Source organism: Kitasatospora sp. NPDC024654 (genome assembly GCF_055559155.1).
On the sequence record NZ_JBVHLF010000055.1, the window covers coordinates 35459 to 53643 of the forward strand.

The 18185-nt window shown below is 74.6% G+C and carries 20 protein-coding genes; 13 read left to right on the top strand and 7 right to left on the bottom strand.

Features of this window, described 5'->3' with window-relative positions; genetic code table 11:
* Positions 1–4: 4 nt before the first annotated feature.
* On the top strand, positions 5–1270 hold the full coding sequence (locus ACZ38L_RS26980) for a sensor histidine kinase (RefSeq protein WP_465697998.1): 1266 nt from the start codon (positions 5–7) through the stop codon (positions 1268–1270).
* On the top strand, positions 1267–1896 hold the full coding sequence (locus ACZ38L_RS26985) for a response regulator (RefSeq protein ID WP_396557846.1): 630 nt from the start codon (positions 1267–1269) through the stop codon (positions 1894–1896). Before ACZ38L_RS26980 ends, ACZ38L_RS26985 begins: the two co-directional genes overlap by 4 nt.
* 18 nt (positions 1897–1914) lie before the next feature.
* On the opposite strand, the gene ACZ38L_RS26990 is transcribed toward ACZ38L_RS26985, so the two are convergent.
* Positions 1915–2799, bottom strand: a complete 885-nt coding sequence (locus ACZ38L_RS26990) for a transglutaminase family protein (protein WP_465698000.1) — start codon at positions 2797–2799, stop codon at positions 1915–1917.
* A 67-nt stretch (positions 2800–2866) separates the two neighbouring features.
* Positions 2867–3943 carry a GNAT family N-acetyltransferase gene (locus ACZ38L_RS26995; protein ID WP_465698024.1) on the bottom strand — a complete coding sequence of 359 codons (1077 nt, stop codon included), beginning with the start codon at positions 3941–3943 and terminating at the stop codon, positions 2867–2869.
* 134 nt (positions 3944–4077) lie between these two features.
* Between ACZ38L_RS26995 and fdxA the strand changes: the two genes are divergently transcribed.
* Positions 4078–4404: a ferredoxin gene (fdxA, locus tag ACZ38L_RS27000; RefSeq protein WP_396557840.1), complete on the top strand. Its 327-nt coding sequence runs from the start codon at positions 4078–4080 to the stop codon at positions 4402–4404.
* A gap of 20 nt (positions 4405–4424) precedes the next feature.
* Entirely contained in the window at positions 4425–5570 is a 1146-nt protein-coding gene (gene dapC, locus ACZ38L_RS27005) for a succinyldiaminopimelate transaminase (RefSeq protein ID WP_465698003.1), read from the top strand.
* A 352-nt stretch (positions 5571–5922) separates the two neighbouring features.
* Here dapC and ACZ38L_RS27010 read toward each other — a convergent pair whose 3' ends face one another.
* Both ACZ38L_RS27010 and ACZ38L_RS27015 read right to left on the bottom strand, forming a co-directional pair.
* The gene (locus ACZ38L_RS27010; RefSeq protein WP_465698005.1) at positions 5923–6948 is read right to left on the bottom strand and encodes a hypothetical protein; all 1026 of its coding nucleotides are present in this window, start codon (positions 6946–6948) and stop codon (positions 5923–5925) included.
* Between the two features lie 358 nt (positions 6949–7306).
* On the bottom strand, positions 7307–8332 hold the full coding sequence (locus ACZ38L_RS27015) for a VldE C-terminal domain-containing protein (protein WP_465698007.1): 1026 nt from the start codon (positions 8330–8332) through the stop codon (positions 7307–7309).
* Between the two features lie 134 nt (positions 8333–8466).
* Here ACZ38L_RS27015 and dapE point away from each other — a divergent pair, with 134 nt between their 5' ends.
* Both dapE and ACZ38L_RS27025 read left to right on the top strand, forming a co-directional pair.
* On the top strand, positions 8467–9552 hold the full coding sequence (gene dapE / locus ACZ38L_RS27020; RefSeq protein ID WP_465698009.1) for a succinyl-diaminopimelate desuccinylase: 1086 nt from the start codon (positions 8467–8469) through the stop codon (positions 9550–9552).
* Positions 9553–9722: 170 nt separating this feature from the next.
* Positions 9723–10493, top strand: coding sequence for an LOG family protein (locus ACZ38L_RS27025; RefSeq protein ID WP_465698026.1), 771 nt, complete (start codon positions 9723–9725; stop codon positions 10491–10493).
* Between the two features lie 6 nt (positions 10494–10499).
* On the opposite strand, the gene folP is transcribed toward ACZ38L_RS27025, so the two are convergent.
* The gene (gene folP, locus ACZ38L_RS27030; RefSeq protein WP_396558361.1) at positions 10500–11312 is read right to left on the bottom strand and encodes a dihydropteroate synthase; all 813 of its coding nucleotides are present in this window, start codon (positions 11310–11312) and stop codon (positions 10500–10502) included.
* A 176-nt stretch (positions 11313–11488) separates the two neighbouring features.
* Between folP and ACZ38L_RS27035 the strand changes: the two genes are divergently transcribed.
* On the top strand, positions 11489–11875 hold the full coding sequence (locus tag ACZ38L_RS27035) for a DivIVA domain-containing protein (protein ID WP_465698011.1): 387 nt from the start codon (positions 11489–11491) through the stop codon (positions 11873–11875).
* Positions 11872–12435, top strand: coding sequence for a DNA-3-methyladenine glycosylase I (locus ACZ38L_RS27040; protein WP_465698013.1), 564 nt, complete (start codon positions 11872–11874; stop codon positions 12433–12435). Before ACZ38L_RS27035 ends, ACZ38L_RS27040 begins: the two co-directional genes overlap by 4 nt.
* A 24-nt stretch (positions 12436–12459) precedes the next feature.
* Here ACZ38L_RS27040 and ACZ38L_RS27045 read toward each other — a convergent pair whose 3' ends face one another.
* Positions 12460–13260: an enoyl-CoA hydratase-related protein gene (locus tag ACZ38L_RS27045; RefSeq protein WP_465698015.1), complete on the bottom strand. Its 801-nt coding sequence runs from the start codon at positions 13258–13260 to the stop codon at positions 12460–12462.
* 374 nt (positions 13261–13634) lie between these two features.
* Between ACZ38L_RS27045 and ACZ38L_RS27050 the strand changes: the two genes are divergently transcribed.
* A complete protein-coding gene (locus ACZ38L_RS27050; protein WP_230053523.1) occupies positions 13635–13802 on the top strand; it encodes a DUF3117 domain-containing protein in 168 nt (55 codons plus the stop codon).
* Positions 13803–13948: 146 nt separating this feature from the next.
* Here ACZ38L_RS27050 and ACZ38L_RS27055 read toward each other — a convergent pair whose 3' ends face one another.
* Positions 13949–14581, bottom strand: a complete 633-nt coding sequence (locus tag ACZ38L_RS27055; protein WP_465698028.1) for an O-methyltransferase — start codon at positions 14579–14581, stop codon at positions 13949–13951.
* Positions 14582–14935: 354 nt separating this feature from the next.
* On the opposite strand from ACZ38L_RS27055, the gene sigE reads away from it, so the two are divergent.
* The 4 genes from sigE to ACZ38L_RS27075 all read left to right on the top strand — a co-directional run.
* Positions 14936–15676 (top strand): RNA polymerase sigma factor SigE, encoded by a 741-nt coding sequence (sigE, locus tag ACZ38L_RS27060; protein ID WP_396558357.1) that lies wholly within the window; start codon positions 14936–14938, stop codon positions 15674–15676.
* Positions 15673–16656, top strand: coding sequence for an anti-sigma factor family protein (locus ACZ38L_RS27065; protein ID WP_465698018.1), 984 nt, complete (start codon positions 15673–15675; stop codon positions 16654–16656). Before sigE ends, ACZ38L_RS27065 begins: the two co-directional genes overlap by 4 nt.
* Positions 16657–16806: 150 nt before the next feature.
* Positions 16807–17241, top strand: a complete 435-nt coding sequence (locus tag ACZ38L_RS27070) for a sec-independent translocase (RefSeq protein WP_396557822.1) — start codon at positions 16807–16809, stop codon at positions 17239–17241.
* A 155-nt stretch (positions 17242–17396) separates the two neighbouring features.
* Positions 17397–18185: hypothetical protein (locus ACZ38L_RS27075; RefSeq protein WP_465698020.1), on the top strand; the 789-nt coding region annotated here is incomplete at its 3' end.

Sequence of the window (18185 nt, forward strand, 5' to 3'; positions counted from 1 at the left end):
CGGCATGCGTGCGACCTCCCCCGCCCTCCGCCGTGACCGGACCGCGGTGGAGGGCGGGGCGCGCCGCGGGCCCGCGATCGGCCAGTCGGTCGACAACCGGCGGCAGCTGATGGTCAAGATCTGCTGGATGCTGGCCTGGATGCTCTATCTGGCCTACCCGATCGGTGACCTGGTCAGGGGCGGCTACTCGCCGCTGGAGGCCGCGCTGGGCTGGGCCGTCCTGGTGGTCTTCCTGGCCTGCTACCTGGGGCTGGTGACGCTCCGGTCGCTCCGGCCGAACACCTCGCCGCGGGTCGTCCACACGCTGCTGGCGACGATGTGCGCGATCGCCACGGCCGCCGGCCTCGGCTACGGCCAGGGCTGGATCTGCCTCTTCTGCTACGCCTCGGTGGCGATCGGCGCGGTGCTGCCGGCGGCGTTCGCGCTGCGCGGGGTGGTCGTGATCACCGCCTGCTCGGTGGGGGTCGCGCTGCTGACCCACGCCAGCGGCGGCGTGTTGGCCGGGATGGTGCTGCCGACCTTCCTCAGCGGCGCGGCGATGACCGGCCTGCAGCGGCTGGCCGAGACGATGCGGGAGCTGCGCGAGGCGCGCGAGACGGTGGCCCACCTGGCGGCCGCCGAGGAGCGGCTGCGGCTCGCCCGCGACCTGCACGACCTGCTCGGTCACTCGCTCTCGCTGATCACCCTCAAGAGCGAGCTGGCCGGCCGGTTCATGGACCAGGAGCAGGCCGGGGCCGCCCGCACCCAGGTCGCCGACATCGAGCGGGTGGCCCGGCAGTCGCTGGTGGACGTCCGGGAGGCGGTCAGCGGCTACCGCCGGCCCACCCTGCCGGTCGAGCTCTCCGCCGCGCGCAGCGCGCTGGCCACCGCCGGGATCACCCTGGAGGCCGCCGCCGCGGTGGGCGAGGACCGGCCCGGGCTCGGCACGGCGGAGGCCGGCGTGCTGGCCTGGGCACTGCGCGAGGCGGTCACCAACATCGTCCGGCACGCCGTGGACGCCACCGTCTGCGCGGTGACCATGGACGAGACCTGGGACGGCGAGGGCGGGCGGTTCGCCGTCCTGCAGATCGCCGACGACGGCCGTGGACCGGGCAAGTCCGGTCCGGGGAACGGGCTCTCGGGCCTGGACGAGCGGCTGGCCCTGGTCGGCGGCCGGCTGGAGAGCGGGCCGGGCGACCTGGGCCGCGGGTTCCGGCTCCGGGCGTTGGTCCCGCTCGGCGCCAAGGTCGGCGAACAGCTGCCCGAGCGGGCACTATCGTCGGACGCATGAGTGAGGATCAGGGCTCGACCGGCATCCGGGTGTTGCTCGCCGAGGACCAGGGCATGGTGCGCGAGGCGCTGGCCGCGCTGCTCGGGCTGGAGGGCGACATCGACGTGGTCGCGCAGGTCTCGCGCGGCGACGAGGTGGTGGCGGCGGTGCTGGAGCACCGGGTGCAGGTGGCGGTGCTGGACATCGAGATGCCCGGGCTGACCGGTATCGAGGCGGCGGCGCTGATCCGGGCACGGAGCCCGCAGACGAAGATCGTCATCGCCACCACCTTCGGGCGGCCGGGCTACCTGCGCCGGGCGATGGAGTCGGGCGCCGACGCGTTCCTGGTGAAGGACGCTCCGGCGGCCGAACTGGCCGAGGCGGTCCGGCGGGTGCTGCGCGGTGAGCGGGTGATCGACCCGACACTGGCCGCCGCCGCGCTGGCCGAGGGAGCGAACCCGCTCACCGGGCGGGAGTCGGACGTGCTGACGGCGGCCGCGGACGGCGCGGTCAACGCGGAGATCGCGCGCCGGCTGCACCTCTCGGAGGGCACCGTGCGCAACTACCTCTCGATGGCGATCCAGAAGACCGGCGCCCGCAACCGGGCCGAGGCGGTGCGGGTCGCCCGGGAGAAGGGCTGGCTCTGAACCGCCTGTCCGAGGGGTTCAGTTGAGCCGGTGCCGGGCGGACCGGGCCTCCTGGCGGACCCGGTCGGCGGACTCCGGATCGAAGGCGTCCAGAATCCTCGCGTAGTCCTCCATTTCGGCCGCCCCGCCGAGGAAGTCGCCCGTGCGGACCAGCAGTTCGGCCCGTTCCAGGCGCAGCTGGGCCGGGTGGCGGGGGAGCAGCAACGAGAGCTCGGTGGCCCAGAGTTGGGTCCGGGCGTGCTCCGGCCGGTCGGCCGCCCAGCTGCGGATGTTCCCGAGCACCCGCAGGGTGACGTCCAACGGCTGTGCGGGGGTGAGCAGTTCCGGCGAGAACGGGTGGCCGGTGGCCTCCACCAGAGCGGCCGCGTCCTCGGCGGAGAGCAGTCGGCCGCCGTGGAACGGGTCGGCCAGCACGTACTCCTCACCCGGGGTCGGGCCGCCGACCGCGACGATGAAGTGGCCCGGCAGCGCGATCCCGTGCGCGGTCAGCCCAGCCCGGCCGGCCACCGCCGTCCAGACCAGCGAGAGCGTGATCGGCAGCCCGCGGCGGCGCCGCAGCACGTCCGGCAGCAGCGAGGACTCCAGCCGGCGGTAGTCGGACGGCTGGCCGTGGAAACGCTCCCGGCCGCCCAGCACGGCGGCCAGCAGCGCGGCGGTCTCCTCGGGGGTGGCCGGGCAGCGCTCGGCCACCGCCTGCCGGACCGCCGCCGCGTGCCGGTCCAGGGCGGCCTGGCAGGCGGCGAGCAGTGCGTCGAGGGTGGGGGTGGGCTCCAGCCGGCCGTCCTCGGAGTAGTCGGGGGCGGCCAGGGTGTGTTCGGCGGCGGCGAGCAGGCAGAGCAGCACCGGATCGGGCTGCTCGGACCTGGCCTCGGTGCGGAAGCGGACTCTGCTCTGCTCGGTCACGGTGGCTGCGGCGGCTTTCGTGCGTGACGGTGGGCGCTACGGCGGGGAGACTACGGCGTCCGACCGGTCAGGGGGAAACCCCGCCCGTCCGGGGCCCGGCCCCGGTCTCGGGTAGGCGGGCGTAGTGGTAAGTGTGACTGGTCGTGAAGCCGAGACCGTCGTAGAGCGCGATCGCGGCGCTGTTCTCCGCCTCCACCTGCAGGTAGCCGCCGGTGGCGCCCTCCTCGGCGGCCCGGGCGGCGAGCACCGCCATCAGCGCGGTGGCCAGGCCCTGACGGCGTGCCTCGGGGCGCACCTCGACGGCGCTGAAGCAGGCCCACGCGCCGTCGACGACGCAGCGGCCGATCGCGACCGGCGCGCCGGTGCCGTCGGTGGCGGGTGCGGAGGCGAACCAGACCGAGGGGCCGCCGTGCAGCACCTGGTGGGCGGCCCGGGCCAGGGCCGGGTCGGCGCCTCGGGCCGCGTCCGGGGCCGCGGCGACCCGGCGGTAGAGCGCGAGCCAGTCCGGGCCCGCGGCGCGGGAGAGCCGGATCCGGTCCGTCGCGCCGTCCAGCCGGGCCAGGGCGGCCAGCGGCGCCGTCCGGACCAGGGTGGGGGCGATCGCGGCGCCCATCCGGTCCAGCTCGGCCGCCAGCTCCGGCGGCGAGCCGGGCGTGGTCACCTCGACCCAGGCGGGCAGGCCGCGGGCGGCGTACCAGGCGCGGACCGCGGCGAGCGCCGCCGGCAACGGGCGGCCCGGGTCGCCGAGGGCCTGCACCGAGTTGGCCCGGCGGGTGAAGCCGGCCGAGGCCCGCAGCGTCCACTCGCCGAGCGCCTCCTGCTCCACCGCGGGCCAGCCGCGGGCGGCGGTCCGCTGCAGCTCGGCCGGGGTGGCGGCGGGCAGCGCCGCGCGCCGGGCCGGGAAGAGCGGGACCACCTTGCCGGCCACCAGCCGGTCCACCGGGATCTCGGCCACCGAGTTGTCCCGGCGGACCACGGTCAGGACGGCCTCGTCCCAGGACGTGAGCACGCCGATCGCGTCGCGGTAGGCGGGACGGCCGGTGGCCGCGTCCCGGGCCGTCTCGAGCACCCGCACCGAGACGCGTCGCCCCACGTCAGAGCGGTCTATCCGGACCTCCGGACGGGAGCCGGCGGAGTCAGGGATGGTGCTCAAGGCAACCTCCTGTGCATTTGTAGTCTCTGACCCGCGATACTAGGTGCGGGCATCGACGACGCCGCGCTCACCGCGCACGCCAGCACATAGTTAGGGCGCGAGCCCTTCCGAGGAGGAACGACAGCGTGACCTACGTCATCGCGCAGCCTTGTGTGGACGTCAAGGACAAGGCATGCATCGAAGAATGCCCGGTCGACTGCATCTACGAGGGCGAGCGCTCTCTCTACATCCACCCGGATGAGTGCGTCGACTGCGGCGCCTGCGAGCCGGTCTGCCCGGTCGAGGCCATCTTCTACGAGGACGACACTCCGGAGGAGTGGAAGGACTACTACAAGGCGAACGTCGAGTTCTTCGACGACCTCGGTTCGCCCGGTGGCGCCTCGAAGCTCGGCCTGATCGAGCGGGACCACCCGTTCATCGCGGCCCTTCCGCCGCAGAACCAGAACCACTGAGGGTCGGTGGCACTCGAGCCGTGAGCACCAACGATGCTGCGCGCGCGCCGTTCCCGGGCCACCCGGGGGCGGCGCGCCGCGTTTCCGACCTGCTGCCCGTCTTCCCCTGGGACAAGCTGGAGCCCTACAAGGCGACCGCGCTGGCCCATCCGGACGGGCTGTGCGACTTCTCGGTCGGGACGCCGGTCGACCCGGTCCCCGAGCTGATCCAGAAGGCACTGGCCGCCGCCACCGACACCCCCGGCTATCCGACCGTCTGGGGGCCGCTGGAGCTGCGCGAGGCCATCGCGGGCTGGCTGCGGCGGCGCTGCGGCGCCGAGATCGGGCCGGCCGGCGTGCTGCCCACGATCGGCTCCAAGGAGCTGGTGGCCTGGCTGCCCGGGCAGCTCGGGCTGGGGCCGGGCGACCAGGTGGCCTACCCGCGGCTCGCCTACCCGACGTACGAGGTCGGCGCGCGGCTCTGCGGAGCGACGCCGGTCGAGTACCAGGACGTCGACGAGCTCGACGGTACGCGCGTGCGGCTGCTGTGGCTCAACTCGCCGTCCAACCCGACCGGACGGGTGCTCACCGCGGACCAGCTGCGCCGGGCGGTGGCCTGGGCCCGGGAGCACCGGGTGCTGCTGGTCAGCGACGAGTGCTACCTGGAGCTGGGCTGGGAGGCCGAGCCGGTCTCGGTGCTGCGCCCGGAGGTCTGCGGCGGCTCGCACGAGGGGTTGCTCGCGGTGCACTCGCTCTCCAAGCGGTCCAACCTGGCCGGCTACCGCGCCTCGTTCGTGGCGGGCGACCCGGTGGTGGTGCGGGAGCTGCTGGAGATCCGCAAGCACGGCGGCATGATCGTGCCGGCTCCGGTCCAGGCGGCGACCATCGCGGCGCTGGGTGACGACGCGCACGTGGCCGAGCAGCGGACCCGCTACGCGGCCCGGCGCGCGGCCCTGCGGGCGGCGCTGGAGGGGTACGGCTTCCGGATCGAGCACTCCGAGGCGAGCCTGTACCTCTGGGCGACCCGGGACGAGTCCTGCTGGGACACCGTCGCGGCCCTGGCGGAGCTGGGCATCCTGGTGGCGCCCGGGGACTTCTACGGCCCGGCCGGTGAGCGCTTCGTCCGGGTGGCGTTCACGGCCACGGACGAGCGCGTGGCAGCCGCGGTGGGGCGTTTGCGCCGCTGAGCGGTGCTCTCGGATATGAGCGGGGCTCTCGATGAGAACCGTGCTCTCGGGTGTGAGCGGCGCTCTCGGGTGTGAGCGGCGCTCTCGGGTGTGAGCGGCGCTCTCGAATGTGGCTAGCGCTTTCGGGCGTGAGCAGTGCTCTTGAAAGGGGGCGGTGCTCACACCCGAGAGCGGTCCTCGCGCGCGGGTGGCAGTGACAACGGTGGGGCGGGCGGGCGCGAGGTGCGTCCGCCCGCCCCACCGTCGTGCCCGGGGTCGGGCTCGGGTACGGATGGCCCTGGCCGGCCGTCCGCGGGGGTGACGGCTGACCGCAGGCGGAATCAGTCAGCCGTCAGCCGTCAACGGCCCGAGGTCAGCCGTGCAGCCCGTTCAGCAGGCCGGTCACCGCGCCGAGGTCGGGCAGGCCGCCGAGGCGCTGGGTGGCGCTCTCGGCCGCGCGGTCGCTCAGCCGGTCCAGCCGCAGGGTGTGCCCGGGGTGGGCCTGGTCCGCGGCGCCCTGCAGCCCGTGCATGAGGTGGTCCTCGGCGGCGTGCAGCCCGGCCAGGTAGTGGCTGGCCGGCAGCGACTCGGCGAGGTGGTCGGTGCCGTGCAGCGTCTCGGCCAGCTGGTGGACGATCGGGGTCGCGGTGAGGTTGTCCGACCCCGGCAGCGCACTGGCCAGGTTGCCGCTCTCGGGCAGCGAGCGGCCCAGGCCGCCGGCTCCCGGGACCGTGCCGGCCAGGGCGCCCCCGCCGGGCAGCGCGCCGGTCAGCCCGCCCGCGCCCGGCAGCGCGCCGGTCAGGCCGCCCGCGTCGCGCAGCGCACGGTCGGTGGCGGGGGCGTGCGAGAGCGGCGCCGCCAGCTCGCGGGTGGCCGCCTGGCCGGTCAGCGCCCCGGTCGGGTTGCTCAGGGTGTCGGCGCTGAGCACCTTGTCCAGCCCGGTCACACCGGGCAGGCTCGGCAGCGCGGCGCCCCGCGCGGTCGGCATCGCCCGCGGCGCGACCGCCCCGGCCGCGCCACTCGCCCCGGGCAGCCCGTTCTCCAGCGGCGTTCCGGCCAGCGGCCCGCCGGGCGTGCCCCGGCCGTCCTCGTGGCCGAGGCCGTTGAGCAGCTTGGCGCCCTCCGGCAGGGCGGTGCCCGCGGTGGCCGCGGCGGCGGGCGTCATGGTCTTCGCGGCGGTCTGGGCGGTGGCGATCACCGCGTGGCCCAGCTGGTGCGCCGTCCCCTCCACGGTCGAGCCCGAGGTGAAGCCCTCCAACTTGTTGACTCCGCCGGCGAGGTCGGTGTGCGGCGGAACCAGGTCGCTGGCGGACGCCACCCCGGCGGCGACCAGCGGGGTCGCACCGGCCGCGACGAGCAGTGCGGCCTGGGCGATCCGGCGCGAGAGGGGGAGGGACATGGTGCTCCTAAGGGAAGTGGACACGACAGGTCCGCCGGGCGGACGCCGTGATTACCGCGTCAGGAGCGAGAAGGTTTCGGCCGGTCAGGGTCAAGGATTTCTAAACATCGCATGATCCGTTTTCCTCCGAACGGCCCAGTGCGGAGGGTCGGGGCGTGCCCGAGGAAACGTCACTTCCCTGCTCACGCAGGGGTCGTGCGCGGCGTGGTGAGCGGACGAACGGCCCGGCGGCCGGCCACCGGGCGCCTACTCGGGGCGTCCAGTCGCCGTGCCGCCGTTCACCCGAGTGGCGGCTCGCCGACTGTCCGTTCGTCAACTCCCGATGACGCCAGCCCGGCGGCCGCCCCGCGGAGGGGCCTCAGTGCTTGGCGTTCGGCATGCCCAGGGTCGCCAGCACCCGGTCGGTGACCGGCGTGCCCGACTGGGCCGTCCAGCCCGCCGAGGAGTCCGCCCGCCAGAGCTTGCCGTCGTAGGAGACCGTGCCGATGCCGAGTTCCTGCGCGTGGGCCACCGCCCACTGGGCCACCGCCCAGCCGCTCTGGGCCTGGGCGTCCGCGCTCCCGTCGGTGGAGACCGCCGGGTTCGGGGTGAGCGCCAGCGTGGTGCCGGTGGCGCTCGCCGTGCCGCCGGTGGCCGGGACGGCCGCGGCGCTCACCGCCCGGCCGAACTCGCGCCGTACCGTGTCGCCGACCTGCTGGACCGCCGCACCGCCCGCGGCCGACCCACCCGCGGTCGAGGCGCCCGACGCCGAGGTGCTCGGCGACACGGCGTCCCCGGCCGGAGCCGCCGGGTCCGGAGTGGCGAACTGGTGCACCGTGCAGGTGAACGTGGCCGGCGCCCGCCCGGTCAACGCCGAGGCCAGCAGTGTGGCGTTGGTCTCGTGCTTGGCGTAGGCGTCCGGGTAGCCGCTGTGCTGCACGTCCTGGGCGGCCTCGGTGAGCGGCAGTTGGGCGTAGCCGGGCACCTTCACCAGCGCGTCCAGGAACTTGTTGGTGGCGTACACCGGATCCCGGATCTGGTCGGCGGTCCCCCAACCCTGCGACGGACGCTGCTGGAAGAGCCCGATCGAGTCGCGGTCCCCGCCGTCCAGGTTGCGCAGCTTGGACTCCTGCAGCGAGGTGGCCAGCGCGATGGTCAGCGCCCGCTCGGGCAGCCCGCGCGCGATGGTCACCGCCGCGATGGTCGCCGCGTTGGAACCCTGCTCCACGTCCATGGTCACCGGTTTGCCACCGGGCGGGGTGACGGTGCAGCTCTCGGCCGTCTCGGCCTCCCGCTGCCGCTGCCACAGCACCACGCCGGCCACCACCACCGCGACCAGCAGCAGGACGATCAGGGTTCGCCGCAGCTTACGGCGCCGGCCACGGGCCGCTCTCTCCTTGGCCACCGCGGCCCCTTCCACCTCGCGTTGTTACCGCACACCGTACTCACTGGCCACCCGATCGGACGACCGTGCGTCCCCGTCCGGTTGCGCGATCGCCCCACCCGCGGCTGACACGGGCAGCGCTAGGCTTGGCGTTCATGAGCAGCCCGCACAGTGCCACCACCGCCCTGGACCTCTCGCTGGACGGCGGTGCGCTCACCGCACGGCTCGTCGACTTCCCCTCCGTCAGCGGGTCGGAGCAGGCGCTGGCCGACGCGGTGGAGGCGGCCCTGCGCGCCCTCCCGCACCTGACGGTCGATCGCTACGGCAACAACGTGGTGGCCCGCACCGAACTCGGCCGGGCCGAGCGGGTGCTGCTGGCCGGCCACCTGGACACCGTGCCGATCGCCGACAACCTGCCCTCGCACGTCGAGGGCGACCTGCTCTACGGTTGCGGGACCTCGGACATGAAGTCGGGGGTGGCGGTCCAGTTGCGGCTCGCCGCCACGCTGCCCGCGCCCAACCGCGACCTCACCTTCGTCTTCTACGACTGCGAGGAGATCGAGGCCTCCCGCAACGGCCTCGGCCACCTGGCCCGGGAGCGGCCGCAGTGGCTGGCCGCCGACTTCGCGGTGCTGATGGAGCCCAGCGGCGCGGTGGTCGAGGGCGGCTGCCAGGGCACCCTGCGGGTCAAGGTGGCGCTGACCGGCACCCGGGCGCACTCGGCCCGCAGCTGGCTCGGCGACAACGCCATCCACCACGCGGCCGAGGTGCTCGGCCGGCTGGCCGGCTACCAGCCGCGCCGGGTGGAGATCGACGGTCTGGAGTACCGCGAGGGCCTGAACGCGGTGGACATCCGCGGCGGTGTGGCCGGCAACGTGATCCCGGACGAGTGCGTGGTGACCGTCAACTTCCGCTACGCGCCGGACCGTACCGAGGCCGACGCGGAGGCGCACGTCCGCGAGGTGTTCAGCGGCTTCCCGGTCGAGGTGACCGACTCCGCCCCCGGCGCGCTGCCCGGCCTGTCCCAGCCGGCCGCCCAGGCCTTCCTGGCCGCCACCGGCGGTACCGCCCGCGCCAAGTACGGCTGGACGGACGTGGCGCGGTTCAGCGCGCTCGGCGTCCCGGCGGTCAACTACGGCCCCGGCGACCCGAACCTGGCCCACAAGCGGGAGGAGCACTGCTCGCTGGCCGCGATCGCCGAGTGCGAGGAGCGGCTGCGCGCCTGGCTCACCGCCGGGTGACCACAACGGCCCTGGCCTGCGACGACCGTTCGCGTTCCGGCCATCTGATCGCCCTCCGGAAGTTCCCCGCGATCCAGCGCCGCCGGACGTAGAGTTCCGACATGACAGGGACATCAGCGCACGACGGCGCAGACGGACGGCGCTTCGGCCACGGGCCGGAGCTGGTGGACATGCCCGAGCCGGCGGCCGAGCCGACGAAGAAGGCCTGGCCGGAGAAGCAGAAGGGGCCGGTGCTGCTCCGCCGCGACCTGGTCGAGCCGAGCACCACCGACCAGCGCCTGCTGGACACCACCGGTCCCACCGACTGGCTGCACACCGACCCCTGGAGGGTCTGGCGGATCACCTCGGAGTTCGTCGAGGGTTTCGGCGCACTCGCCGAACTCCCGGCCGCGGTCAGCGTGTTCGGATCGGCCCGGACGCCGGTGGACACGGCCGAGTACGCGGCCGGGGTGGCCATCGGCCGGGCCCTGGCGGAGGCCGGCTACGCGGTGATCACCGGTGGCGGCCCGGGCTCGATGGAGGCGGCCAACCGCGGCGCCTCCGAGGCGGGCGGGCTGAGCGTCGGGCTCGGTATCGAGCTCCCCTTCGAGCAGGGGCTCAACGAGTTCGTCGACCTCGGCCTCAACTTCCGCTACTTCTTCGTCCGCAAGACGATGTTCGTGAAGTACGCGCAGGGCTTCGTGGTGCTGCCGGGCGGCCTGGGCACGCTGGACGAGCTCTTCGAGGCGCTGACCCTGGTGCAGACCAAGAAGGTCACCCGGTTCCCGGTGATCCTCTTCGGCAGCGCCTACTGGAGCGGCCTGATCGCCTGGCTGCGGGACACCCTGGTCGTCCAGGGCAAGGCCACCCCGGCCGACCTGGAGCTGTTCCACGTCACCGACGAGGTGGACGAGGTGCTCCGGATCCTGGCCGAGAGCCGCCGGCCCAACGGCGAGATCTGAGCGGCCTCAGACCAGCCCCCGGCGGGCCACCGCCGGGGGACGGGTGCCGCGGATCGAGGCCACCATGTCCAGCACCTGCCGGGTCTCGGCCACCTGGTGCACCCGGTAGACCTGGGCGCCCAGCCAGGCCGAGACCGCGGTGGTGGCGAGGGTGCCGAGCAGCCGGTCGTCCACCGGGCGGTCCAGCGTCTCGCCGACGAAGTCCTTGTTGGAGAGTGAGACCAGCACCGGGAACCCGGTCGCGGTCATCTCCGGCAGCCGTCGGGTGGCCTCCAGCGAGTGCCGGGTGTTCTTGCCGAAGTCGTGGCCCGGGTCGATCAGCAGGGCGTCCCGGCGCACCCCCAGCTCGACGGCCCGCTCGGCCAGTCCGACGGTGACCCGCAGGATGTCGGCCATCACGTCCTGGTAGCCGATCCGGTGCGGCCGGGTACGCGGCTCGGCACCGCCCGCGTGGGTGCAGACCAGGCCCACGCCGTGCCGGGCGGCCACCTCGGCGAGCTTCGGGTCGGCCCCGCCCCAGGCGTCGTTCAGCAGGTCGGCGCCGACCTCGCAGACCGCCTCGCCCACCTCGTGCCGCCAGGTGTCCACGCTGATCACCGCCTCCGGGTGGCGCTTGCGCAGCTCGGCCACGAACGGGACGGTCCGGCGCAGCTCCTCCTCGACCGTCACCTCCTCGCCGGGGCCGGCCTTCACCCCGCCGATGTCCAGGATCGCCGCGCCCTCGGCCATCGCCCGGTCGGCGGCGGCGAAGGCGGCCTCGTCGGCGAAGGTGGCGCCCCGGTCGAAGAAGGAGTCCGGGGTGCGGTTGACGATGGCCATGATGACGAGTTCGTGCTCGGCGAACTCGCGCGGGCCTAGGCGCAGCGGCACCAGGGGCTCCTTCTGGTCTCGTGGGTATCGATCCACCCGGGCCCTGGTGCGATGATGGGGCCCGGCCTTCCAGGGATCCATGATCCCTCACGCGGCCGCGAACTCACGTGTCGGGAGGACAGCTCGTGTTCTGGTGGATCGTGGCGGCGATGGCCGTGGTGGTCGGCGGTGCCGCGCTGGTGGCGCTGGGCGGCGGGGGGTCGCTGCCGGAGGCGGGCCACGACCGGATCGCGGCCCGGCTGCCGCAGGAGCGGCCGCTGAGCCGGCACGACGTGGACGAGATCCGGTTGCCGATGGCGGTGCGCGGCTACCGGATGGACGAGGTCGACGACGTGCTCGACCGGCTGGGCGCCGAGCTGGCCTACCGCGACTCGCGGATCGCCGAGCTGGAGTCCGCGGTGGCGGCCCAGGGCGGCGGCCCGGCCGAGGCGGCCCAGGGCGGCGGTCCGGCCGCGGACGAGCAGACCGACCGGACCGACCGGGCGCCCGACGGCGGGGCCGGCCCGGCATGACCCTGCAACCCGGCCCGGACGGCCTGCTGCGCTGCCCCTGGGGCGAGTCCACCGACGACTACCGGGCCTACCACGACACCGAGTGGGGCCGGCCGGTGCACGGCGAGGACCAGCTGTACGAGCGGATCTGCCTGGAGGCGTTCCAGTCCGGCCTCTCCTGGCTCACCATCCTGCGCCGCCGGGAGGGCTTCCGGGCCGCCTTCGCGGGCTTCCGGATCCCCGAGGTGGCGGCCTTCACGGAGCAGGACGTGGCGCGTCTGCTGCAGGATCCGGGGATCATCCGCAATCGGCTGAAGATCGAGGCGGCGGTGGCCAACGCGCGGGCCGCCCGGGAGCTCGACGACGGCCTGGACGCACTGGTCTGGGCCTACGCGGGCGACCCGGACCGGCCGGCGCCGCGCACCCCGGCGGACGTCCCGGCGGTCACCCCGGAGTCCACCGCGCTGGCCAAGGAGCTGAAGAAGCGGGGCTTCCGCTTCGTCGGCCCGACCACCGCCTACGCGCTGATGCAGTCCTGCGGTCTGGTCAACGACCACCTGGCGGAGTGTCACGCCCGGTAGCACCGGGCGTGACGGCGTACCGGGTCAGCGGCCCAGGTAGACCGGCTTCTCCTTGGCGACGAAGGCGCGCACCGCGATCCGGTGGTCCTCGCTGGCGCCGGCCAGGTTCTGCAGCTCGTCCTCCTTGTCCAGGGTCTCGTCCAGCGTGTGCGAGGCGCCGAAGTCCAGCGCGGCCTTGATCGCGCCGTACGCGACGGTCGGACCGTGCGCCAGCTGCCGGGCGAACTCCCGTGCCGCGTCGGCCAGTTCGGCGGCCGGGACGACCCTGGTGGCGAGCCCGAGGGTGAGCGCCTCGGGAGCCTTGACGGTCCGCGGGAACATCAGCAGCTCGGTCGCCCGGGCCTGGCCGACCAGCCGGGGCAGCGTCCAGGAGGCCCCGGAGTCCGCGGTGAGCGCGACGCCCGCGAAGGAGGTGTTGAAGCCCGCGGTCTCGGCCACGATCCGGAAGTCGCAGGCGAAGGCGAGCGAGGCGCCGGCCCCGGCCGCCACCCCGCCCACCGCGGCCACCGTCGGCTTGCGCATCCCGGCCAGCGCCCGGACCAGCGGGTTGTAGTGCTCGGAGACGGTGGCCAGCGGCGCCTCGCCGGTCTCCTCGGCGCGCTTGAGCAGGCCGAGGTGCTCCTTCAGGTCCTGCCCGACGCAGAACGCCTTGTCCCCGGCGCCGGTCAGCAGCACCGCGCGGACGGCCGGGTCGGCGGCGGCCCCGATGACGGTGTCCCGCAGCGCGACCTTGGTCCCGGTGTCGAGCGCGTTCATCGCGTCGGGCCGGTTGATGGTGATGATGGCCAGCGGACCGTCGAGCTCGTACAGGACGGAGTCGGACATGGCGTGGGCTCCCAACCGTTCGGTAACTGCGCGGACCCGAGTCAGCATGCCGGAGCCCGGCGGCGGGCGGGAGTGTGAGGTAGCGCACCTTTCGGCGGGTCCGCCCGGTTCGGCCCCCGCGGTGGCCGGATCCGGCCCGTCGGGCGGGCGGGGCAGGCCCGGCGCGGCATCTGATGGCACTTCGTCCGCCCGGGTGGCGGGGTATCTGAGCGGTAATCAGCCGTTCTGTGCCGGTGCGGGCGGTCCGGCCGCAAGAGTGATGTTGGTCATCGGGGCGCCGAATGCGGGATAATGGCTTCCGATCAATGCGTTCGATACCGGCGGTGGACGGACTGCCGGTACGTAGCTGAGCGGTTGCAGGAAGGGGAACGAGCATGGCGGCCATGAAGCCGCGGACGGGTGACGGCCCGCTCGAGGTCACCAAAGAGGGGCGGGGCATCATCATGCGAGTTCCGCTCGAAGGCGGCGGGCGCCTGGTGGTGGAGCTCACTCCGGACGAGGCAAGCGCTCTGGGCGAGGCTCTGAAGACGGCCTGCGGCTGACTCCAGCCCGAGCCCGGCATTCCCCCGGGATGCCCGCGGGGCCCGGATCACCGGTACCACACCGGTCGGATCCGGGCCCTGTCGCGTCCCGGCCCTGTCGCGTCCCGGCTCTCAGCGATCGCCGGCGGTCAGTGGCCCGCCGGCCCTCAACGCCGGACCGCGCAGAGCAGCCCGTCACTGACCGGCAGCAGCGCGGGCAGCAGCAGCTCGCTCTCCCGCACGGCCTGCACCAGCCCGCGCATCGCCCCGGTGGCCGGGTCGTCCAGCGCCGGGTCGGTCAGCCTGCCCTGCTGGAACACCCCCTCGAAGCAGACCGCCCCGCCGGGCCGCAGCAGCCGCAGCGCCTCGGCGAGGTAGTCCGGCGACTCGGCCGGGTCGCCGTCGCAGAAGACCAGGTCGTACTGGCCGTCGGCGAGCCGCGGCAGCACCTCCAGCGCCCGGCCCGGTATGAACCGGGCCCGGTTCGCCGCGAAGCCGGCGGCCTGGTAGGCCTCGCGGGCCAGCTGCTGGCGGACCGGCTCCGGGTCGACGGTGGTCAGGATGCCGTCCGGACGCATCCCGCGCAGCAGGTAGAGCCCGGAGACCCCGGTGCCGGTGCCGATCTCGGCCACCGCCTTGGCGCCGAGCGCCGCCGCCAGCAGCCGCAGGCAGGCCCCGCCGCTCGGGCCGATCGCCTGCACGCCGGCCCGTTCCGCCTGCGACCGGGCGTAGGTCAGCACGGCGTCCTCGCCGACGTAGGTGTCGGCGAGGGTCGCAGCCGCGGACCCGAAGTCGATGATGGTGGTCCCTGAGGAGTAGGGGCTGAGCTGGACGGTTGTGCTTCGAGGGGCTGTCCGGTCCGGCCCGGTCCGGCCGGATGTCGATATTTCCTGCGACAGATTACTGGCCGGACGGGAACCGCGTCCGGTGGCGGGCCGTTGGTTCCGGTGAGAGGGGTGGCAGCGGGTTCGCGGGAGGTCGCCCGGCGTCCAGCCGGTCAATGTGCACACTTTTATCCAGAACTGACGGGTGAGGTGGATATGGTGGTGGCCCTGCTGGGCAGAAGAGCCGACCGAGGAGGTGTGGCCGAGGGCGACGTCCCCGTGCGACGGCTACTTCGCCGCACCGCGTCGGCCCGTACGCCGAAGCCCGTGATGAACCAGTCTGCGCACTCCCCCCTGGACCAGTCGTCCGACGGCACCGCCGCCGAGCCCTCGGCCCCCGCCGCGCTCGCGACCTTCACCGAGGGGCCCGACGCGCAGAGCTGGACGCCGCCCAGCTGGGAGGAGATCGTCGAGGCGCACAGCGCCCGGGTCTACCGACTGGCCTACCGGCTGACCGGCAACCAGCACGACGCCGAGGACCTCACCCAGGAGGTCTTCGTCCGGGTCTTCCGCTCGCTCTCCACCTACACCCCCGGCACCTTCGAGGGCTGGCTGCACCGGATCACCACCAACCTGTTCCTGGACATGGTGCGCCGCCGCCAGCGGATCCGCTTCGACGCCCTGGCCGAGGACGCCGCCGAGCGGCTGCCCAGCCGGGAGCCGAGTCCCGCGCAGCACTTCAGCGACACCCACTTCGACGCCGACGTCCAGCACGCGCTGGACACCCTGGCCCCCGAGTTCCGCGCCGCCGTGGTGCTCTGCGACATCGAGGGCCTCTCCTACGAGGAGATCGCCGCCACCCTGGGCGTCAAGCTCGGCACGGTGCGCAGCCGGATCCACCGCGGCCGCTCGCACCTGCGCTCCGCCCTGAAGCACCGCGCCCCCGGCGCCGCGCCCGGTCGGGCCCGGCGTGGCGGCTCCGAACAGCAGCCGGAGCCGGTGGCCGCGGTGCTGTCCGCCGGTGCGCCGGGCAGCGCCGTACCGGGCGGGAGTGGACGGAGGCGATCGTGAGCGGCGCAGGCCGGTCCCGCTCCGGGCGTTCCGTGCCCGTCGAGCGCTCCCTTCCGTCGGAGCGGCGCGGCTCGGCGCGGTCCGGCGAGCAGCAGAGCACCCGTCAGGAGGTTCCCGTGCTGCGGCCCATCGCGGTCCGCCGGGCCGAGCCCGCGGCCGCCGAGGAGCACCATCTGGGCGAGCGGCTCACCGCCTTCCTCGACGGTGAGCTGGGGCACGACGCGCGCGAGCGGGTCCAGGCCCATCTGGCCACCTGCGACCAGTGCCTGGCCGAGGCGGACGAGGCGCGGTCGATCAAGCGGCTGCTCACCGGCGCGGCCGCGCCGGGCCCGTCGGCGCTGCTGATGTCCCGGCTGATGGCGGTGGCCGCGCTGCCGGACGACGAGCCGGGCGGGCCGGCCGATCCCGGCGGCTCGGCACTGTCGACGGGCACGATCGGCGGCTCCCGGCTGACCGGCGGTTCGTTCGGACGCGGCGCGGGCGCCTCGTTCGGCGCCGGCGCGTTCGGCGTGGGCGCGGCGCTCCCCGTGGCGGACTCCTCCGCCTGGGGCGACGACCAGCAGGGCGGCCGCGGGGTGGACGTCCGGCTCTGGAGCGGCCGGCGCGCGGCGCGTACCGTGCTCGGGCCGGGGCGGCCGGCCGCGGTGGCCCCGGTCTCCCGGCCGCCCGCCCCGCGTGGGCGACGGCTGGTCTTCGCCGCGGCCGGGGCGTTCTCGGTCGCCGCGGTGACCCTGGGCGGCTTCGGCAGCCTGGGCCTGACCGCGGTGGCGGGGGACAGCCCGCAGCAGGAGGACCAGCACCGCACCGCGGTGACGCCGCAGCTCCCCGCCGGTGCTCCGGCCGTCCCGCTGAACGCTCCGCTGACCGTGGACTTCCCGCTGCACGGCTCCGGCCGCTCGTACCAGGCACTGACCCCGTCGCCGTCGCCCTCGGCGCCGCTGGTCGACCCGGTCTCGCACGGCCGGCCATCGCAGCCCTGACCCGTTCGGCGTAGTACCCGGCGCCACCGGTTGGTCTTTACCACGGTTTCATTCCCCCGTGGGCCACGGACCAGCCGGTGGCCATTACGCTGTAGGGAGCCGGTGTCGCGGGCCGAACCGGGTTTGGTCCTCCAGCAGCTGGGAGCATAGGTGTTCTTCGACATAGGCCCCCTTGAGATGATCACGCTGATCATCATGGCGATCGTGATCTTCGGGCCGGACAAGCTCCCCAAGCTGATCCAGGACGCGGTCGGCTTCATCCGCAAGGTGCGCGCCTTCGCGGACAGCGCCAAGCAGGACATCCGCAGCGAACTCGGCCCGCAGTTCAAGGACTTCGAGTTCGAGGACCTCAACCCGAAGACCTTCGTGCGGAAGAACCTGATGGGCGGCGAGGAGGACCCGCTGGGGCTGCGGGAGCTGCGCGACGGCCTGGACCTGAAGTCGGTGCTCGACGACAAGGCGCCGACCGCCACCACCAAGACGCCCGCGGCCGCGGGCGGCGCGGTGAGCATGGTCAAGCCCCCGTCCACCGGCGCGCCGCTGGCCGCCGGCGAGCGCCCCCCGTTCGACCCGGACGCCACCTGACGCTCCCCGCCTTCGGCGTCACCCGCCGCCCAGGCCACGACACCCCGGCCGGTCGCCGTACCGGCCGGGGTGCCGTCGTTCCCGCCAGAATTGTGCTGGGCACCCCCGGAGCGGGGGCGCCGACGAGCGAGCCGGTGGGCTGAGGAGGTCCAGGGATGGACGCGACGAGCAGTCGTACGGTGGGAACGGCCACGGCCCAGGCGGGCGCGCAGCCGGAGGTGCCGGCCCGGCGCGCGGCCGCGCCGAGTGACCCGTTGGCGCCCTACCTGGTCGCCGACTTCCCCTGGTACGGGCTCGACGACGGCTGGACCGGGCGCCGCTGGCTGCTCCAGGCCGGCGCGGGCACCGGCGGCGGTCGCGCCGGTCAGCCGCGGGCCGTCGACTACGGCTCGGTCGGGCACGGCGAGGAGCCGCCGAAGCACTACGAGACCCGGGACAACCGCCGGTTCGCGGTGGTGGTCACGGTGGCCCGGCGTCCCGGCCGGCGCAGCGCGGACGGGACGGGCGTGCTGGAGGCGACCTCGGCCTCCTCGGCGGCCTGGCTGGCGGGCTCGGGCCTGCTCGCCGCGACCTGGCCCGGCCGGCTGGACCGCAGCCGCCGGCAGGAGTGGCTCGACCAGCAGGGCGCGCTGGCCTGGGACCTCGCCGACGACCTGGGCGGTCCGGGCTGGTCGCCGCTCACCGTGCCGGTCAACGGCCTGCCGCAGCCGTTCCGCTACCGCGAGTCGGAGTACGGCTGGGTGCTGGCCGGCGAGGCCCCGGGCGTGCTGCTCGGCGCGTACGGCCGGAGCGTCAGCGCGTACGGCATCGGCTTCGCCATCATCCCCGACCTGACCGTCTACGCCCGGTCCTGGGGGGGGGGGGGGGGGGGGGGGGGGGGGGGGGGGGGGGGGGGGGGGGGGGGGGGGGGGGGGGGGGGGGGGGGGGGGGGGGGGGGGGGGGGG

Coding starts and splice junctions, on each gene's coding strand:
- ACZ38L_RS26985 (WP_396557846.1), top strand. CDS start 1,267: ATGAGTGAGGATCAGGGCTCGACCGGCATCCGGGTGTTGCTCGCCGAG.
- ACZ38L_RS27045 (WP_465698015.1), bottom strand. CDS start 13,260: ATGTCCGACTCCGTCCTGTACGAGCTCGACGGTCCGCTGGCCATCATC.
- sigE (WP_396558357.1), top strand. CDS start 14,936: ATGAACCAGTCTGCGCACTCCCCCCTGGACCAGTCGTCCGACGGCACC.
- ACZ38L_RS27050 (WP_230053523.1), top strand. CDS start 13,635: ATGGCGGCCATGAAGCCGCGGACGGGTGACGGCCCGCTCGAGGTCACC.
- ACZ38L_RS26980 (WP_465697998.1), top strand. CDS start 5: ATGCGTGCGACCTCCCCCGCCCTCCGCCGTGACCGGACCGCGGTGGAG.
- folP (WP_396558361.1), bottom strand. CDS start 11,312: ATGGCCATCGTCAACCGCACCCCGGACTCCTTCTTCGACCGGGGCGCC.
- ACZ38L_RS27025 (WP_465698026.1), top strand. CDS start 9,723: ATGCCCGAGCCGGCGGCCGAGCCGACGAAGAAGGCCTGGCCGGAGAAG.
- ACZ38L_RS27040 (WP_465698013.1), top strand. CDS start 11,872: ATGACCCTGCAACCCGGCCCGGACGGCCTGCTGCGCTGCCCCTGGGGC.
- dapE (WP_465698009.1), top strand. CDS start 8,467: ATGAGCAGCCCGCACAGTGCCACCACCGCCCTGGACCTCTCGCTGGAC.
- ACZ38L_RS27010 (WP_465698005.1), bottom strand. CDS start 6,948: ATGTCCCTCCCCCTCTCGCGCCGGATCGCCCAGGCCGCACTGCTCGTC.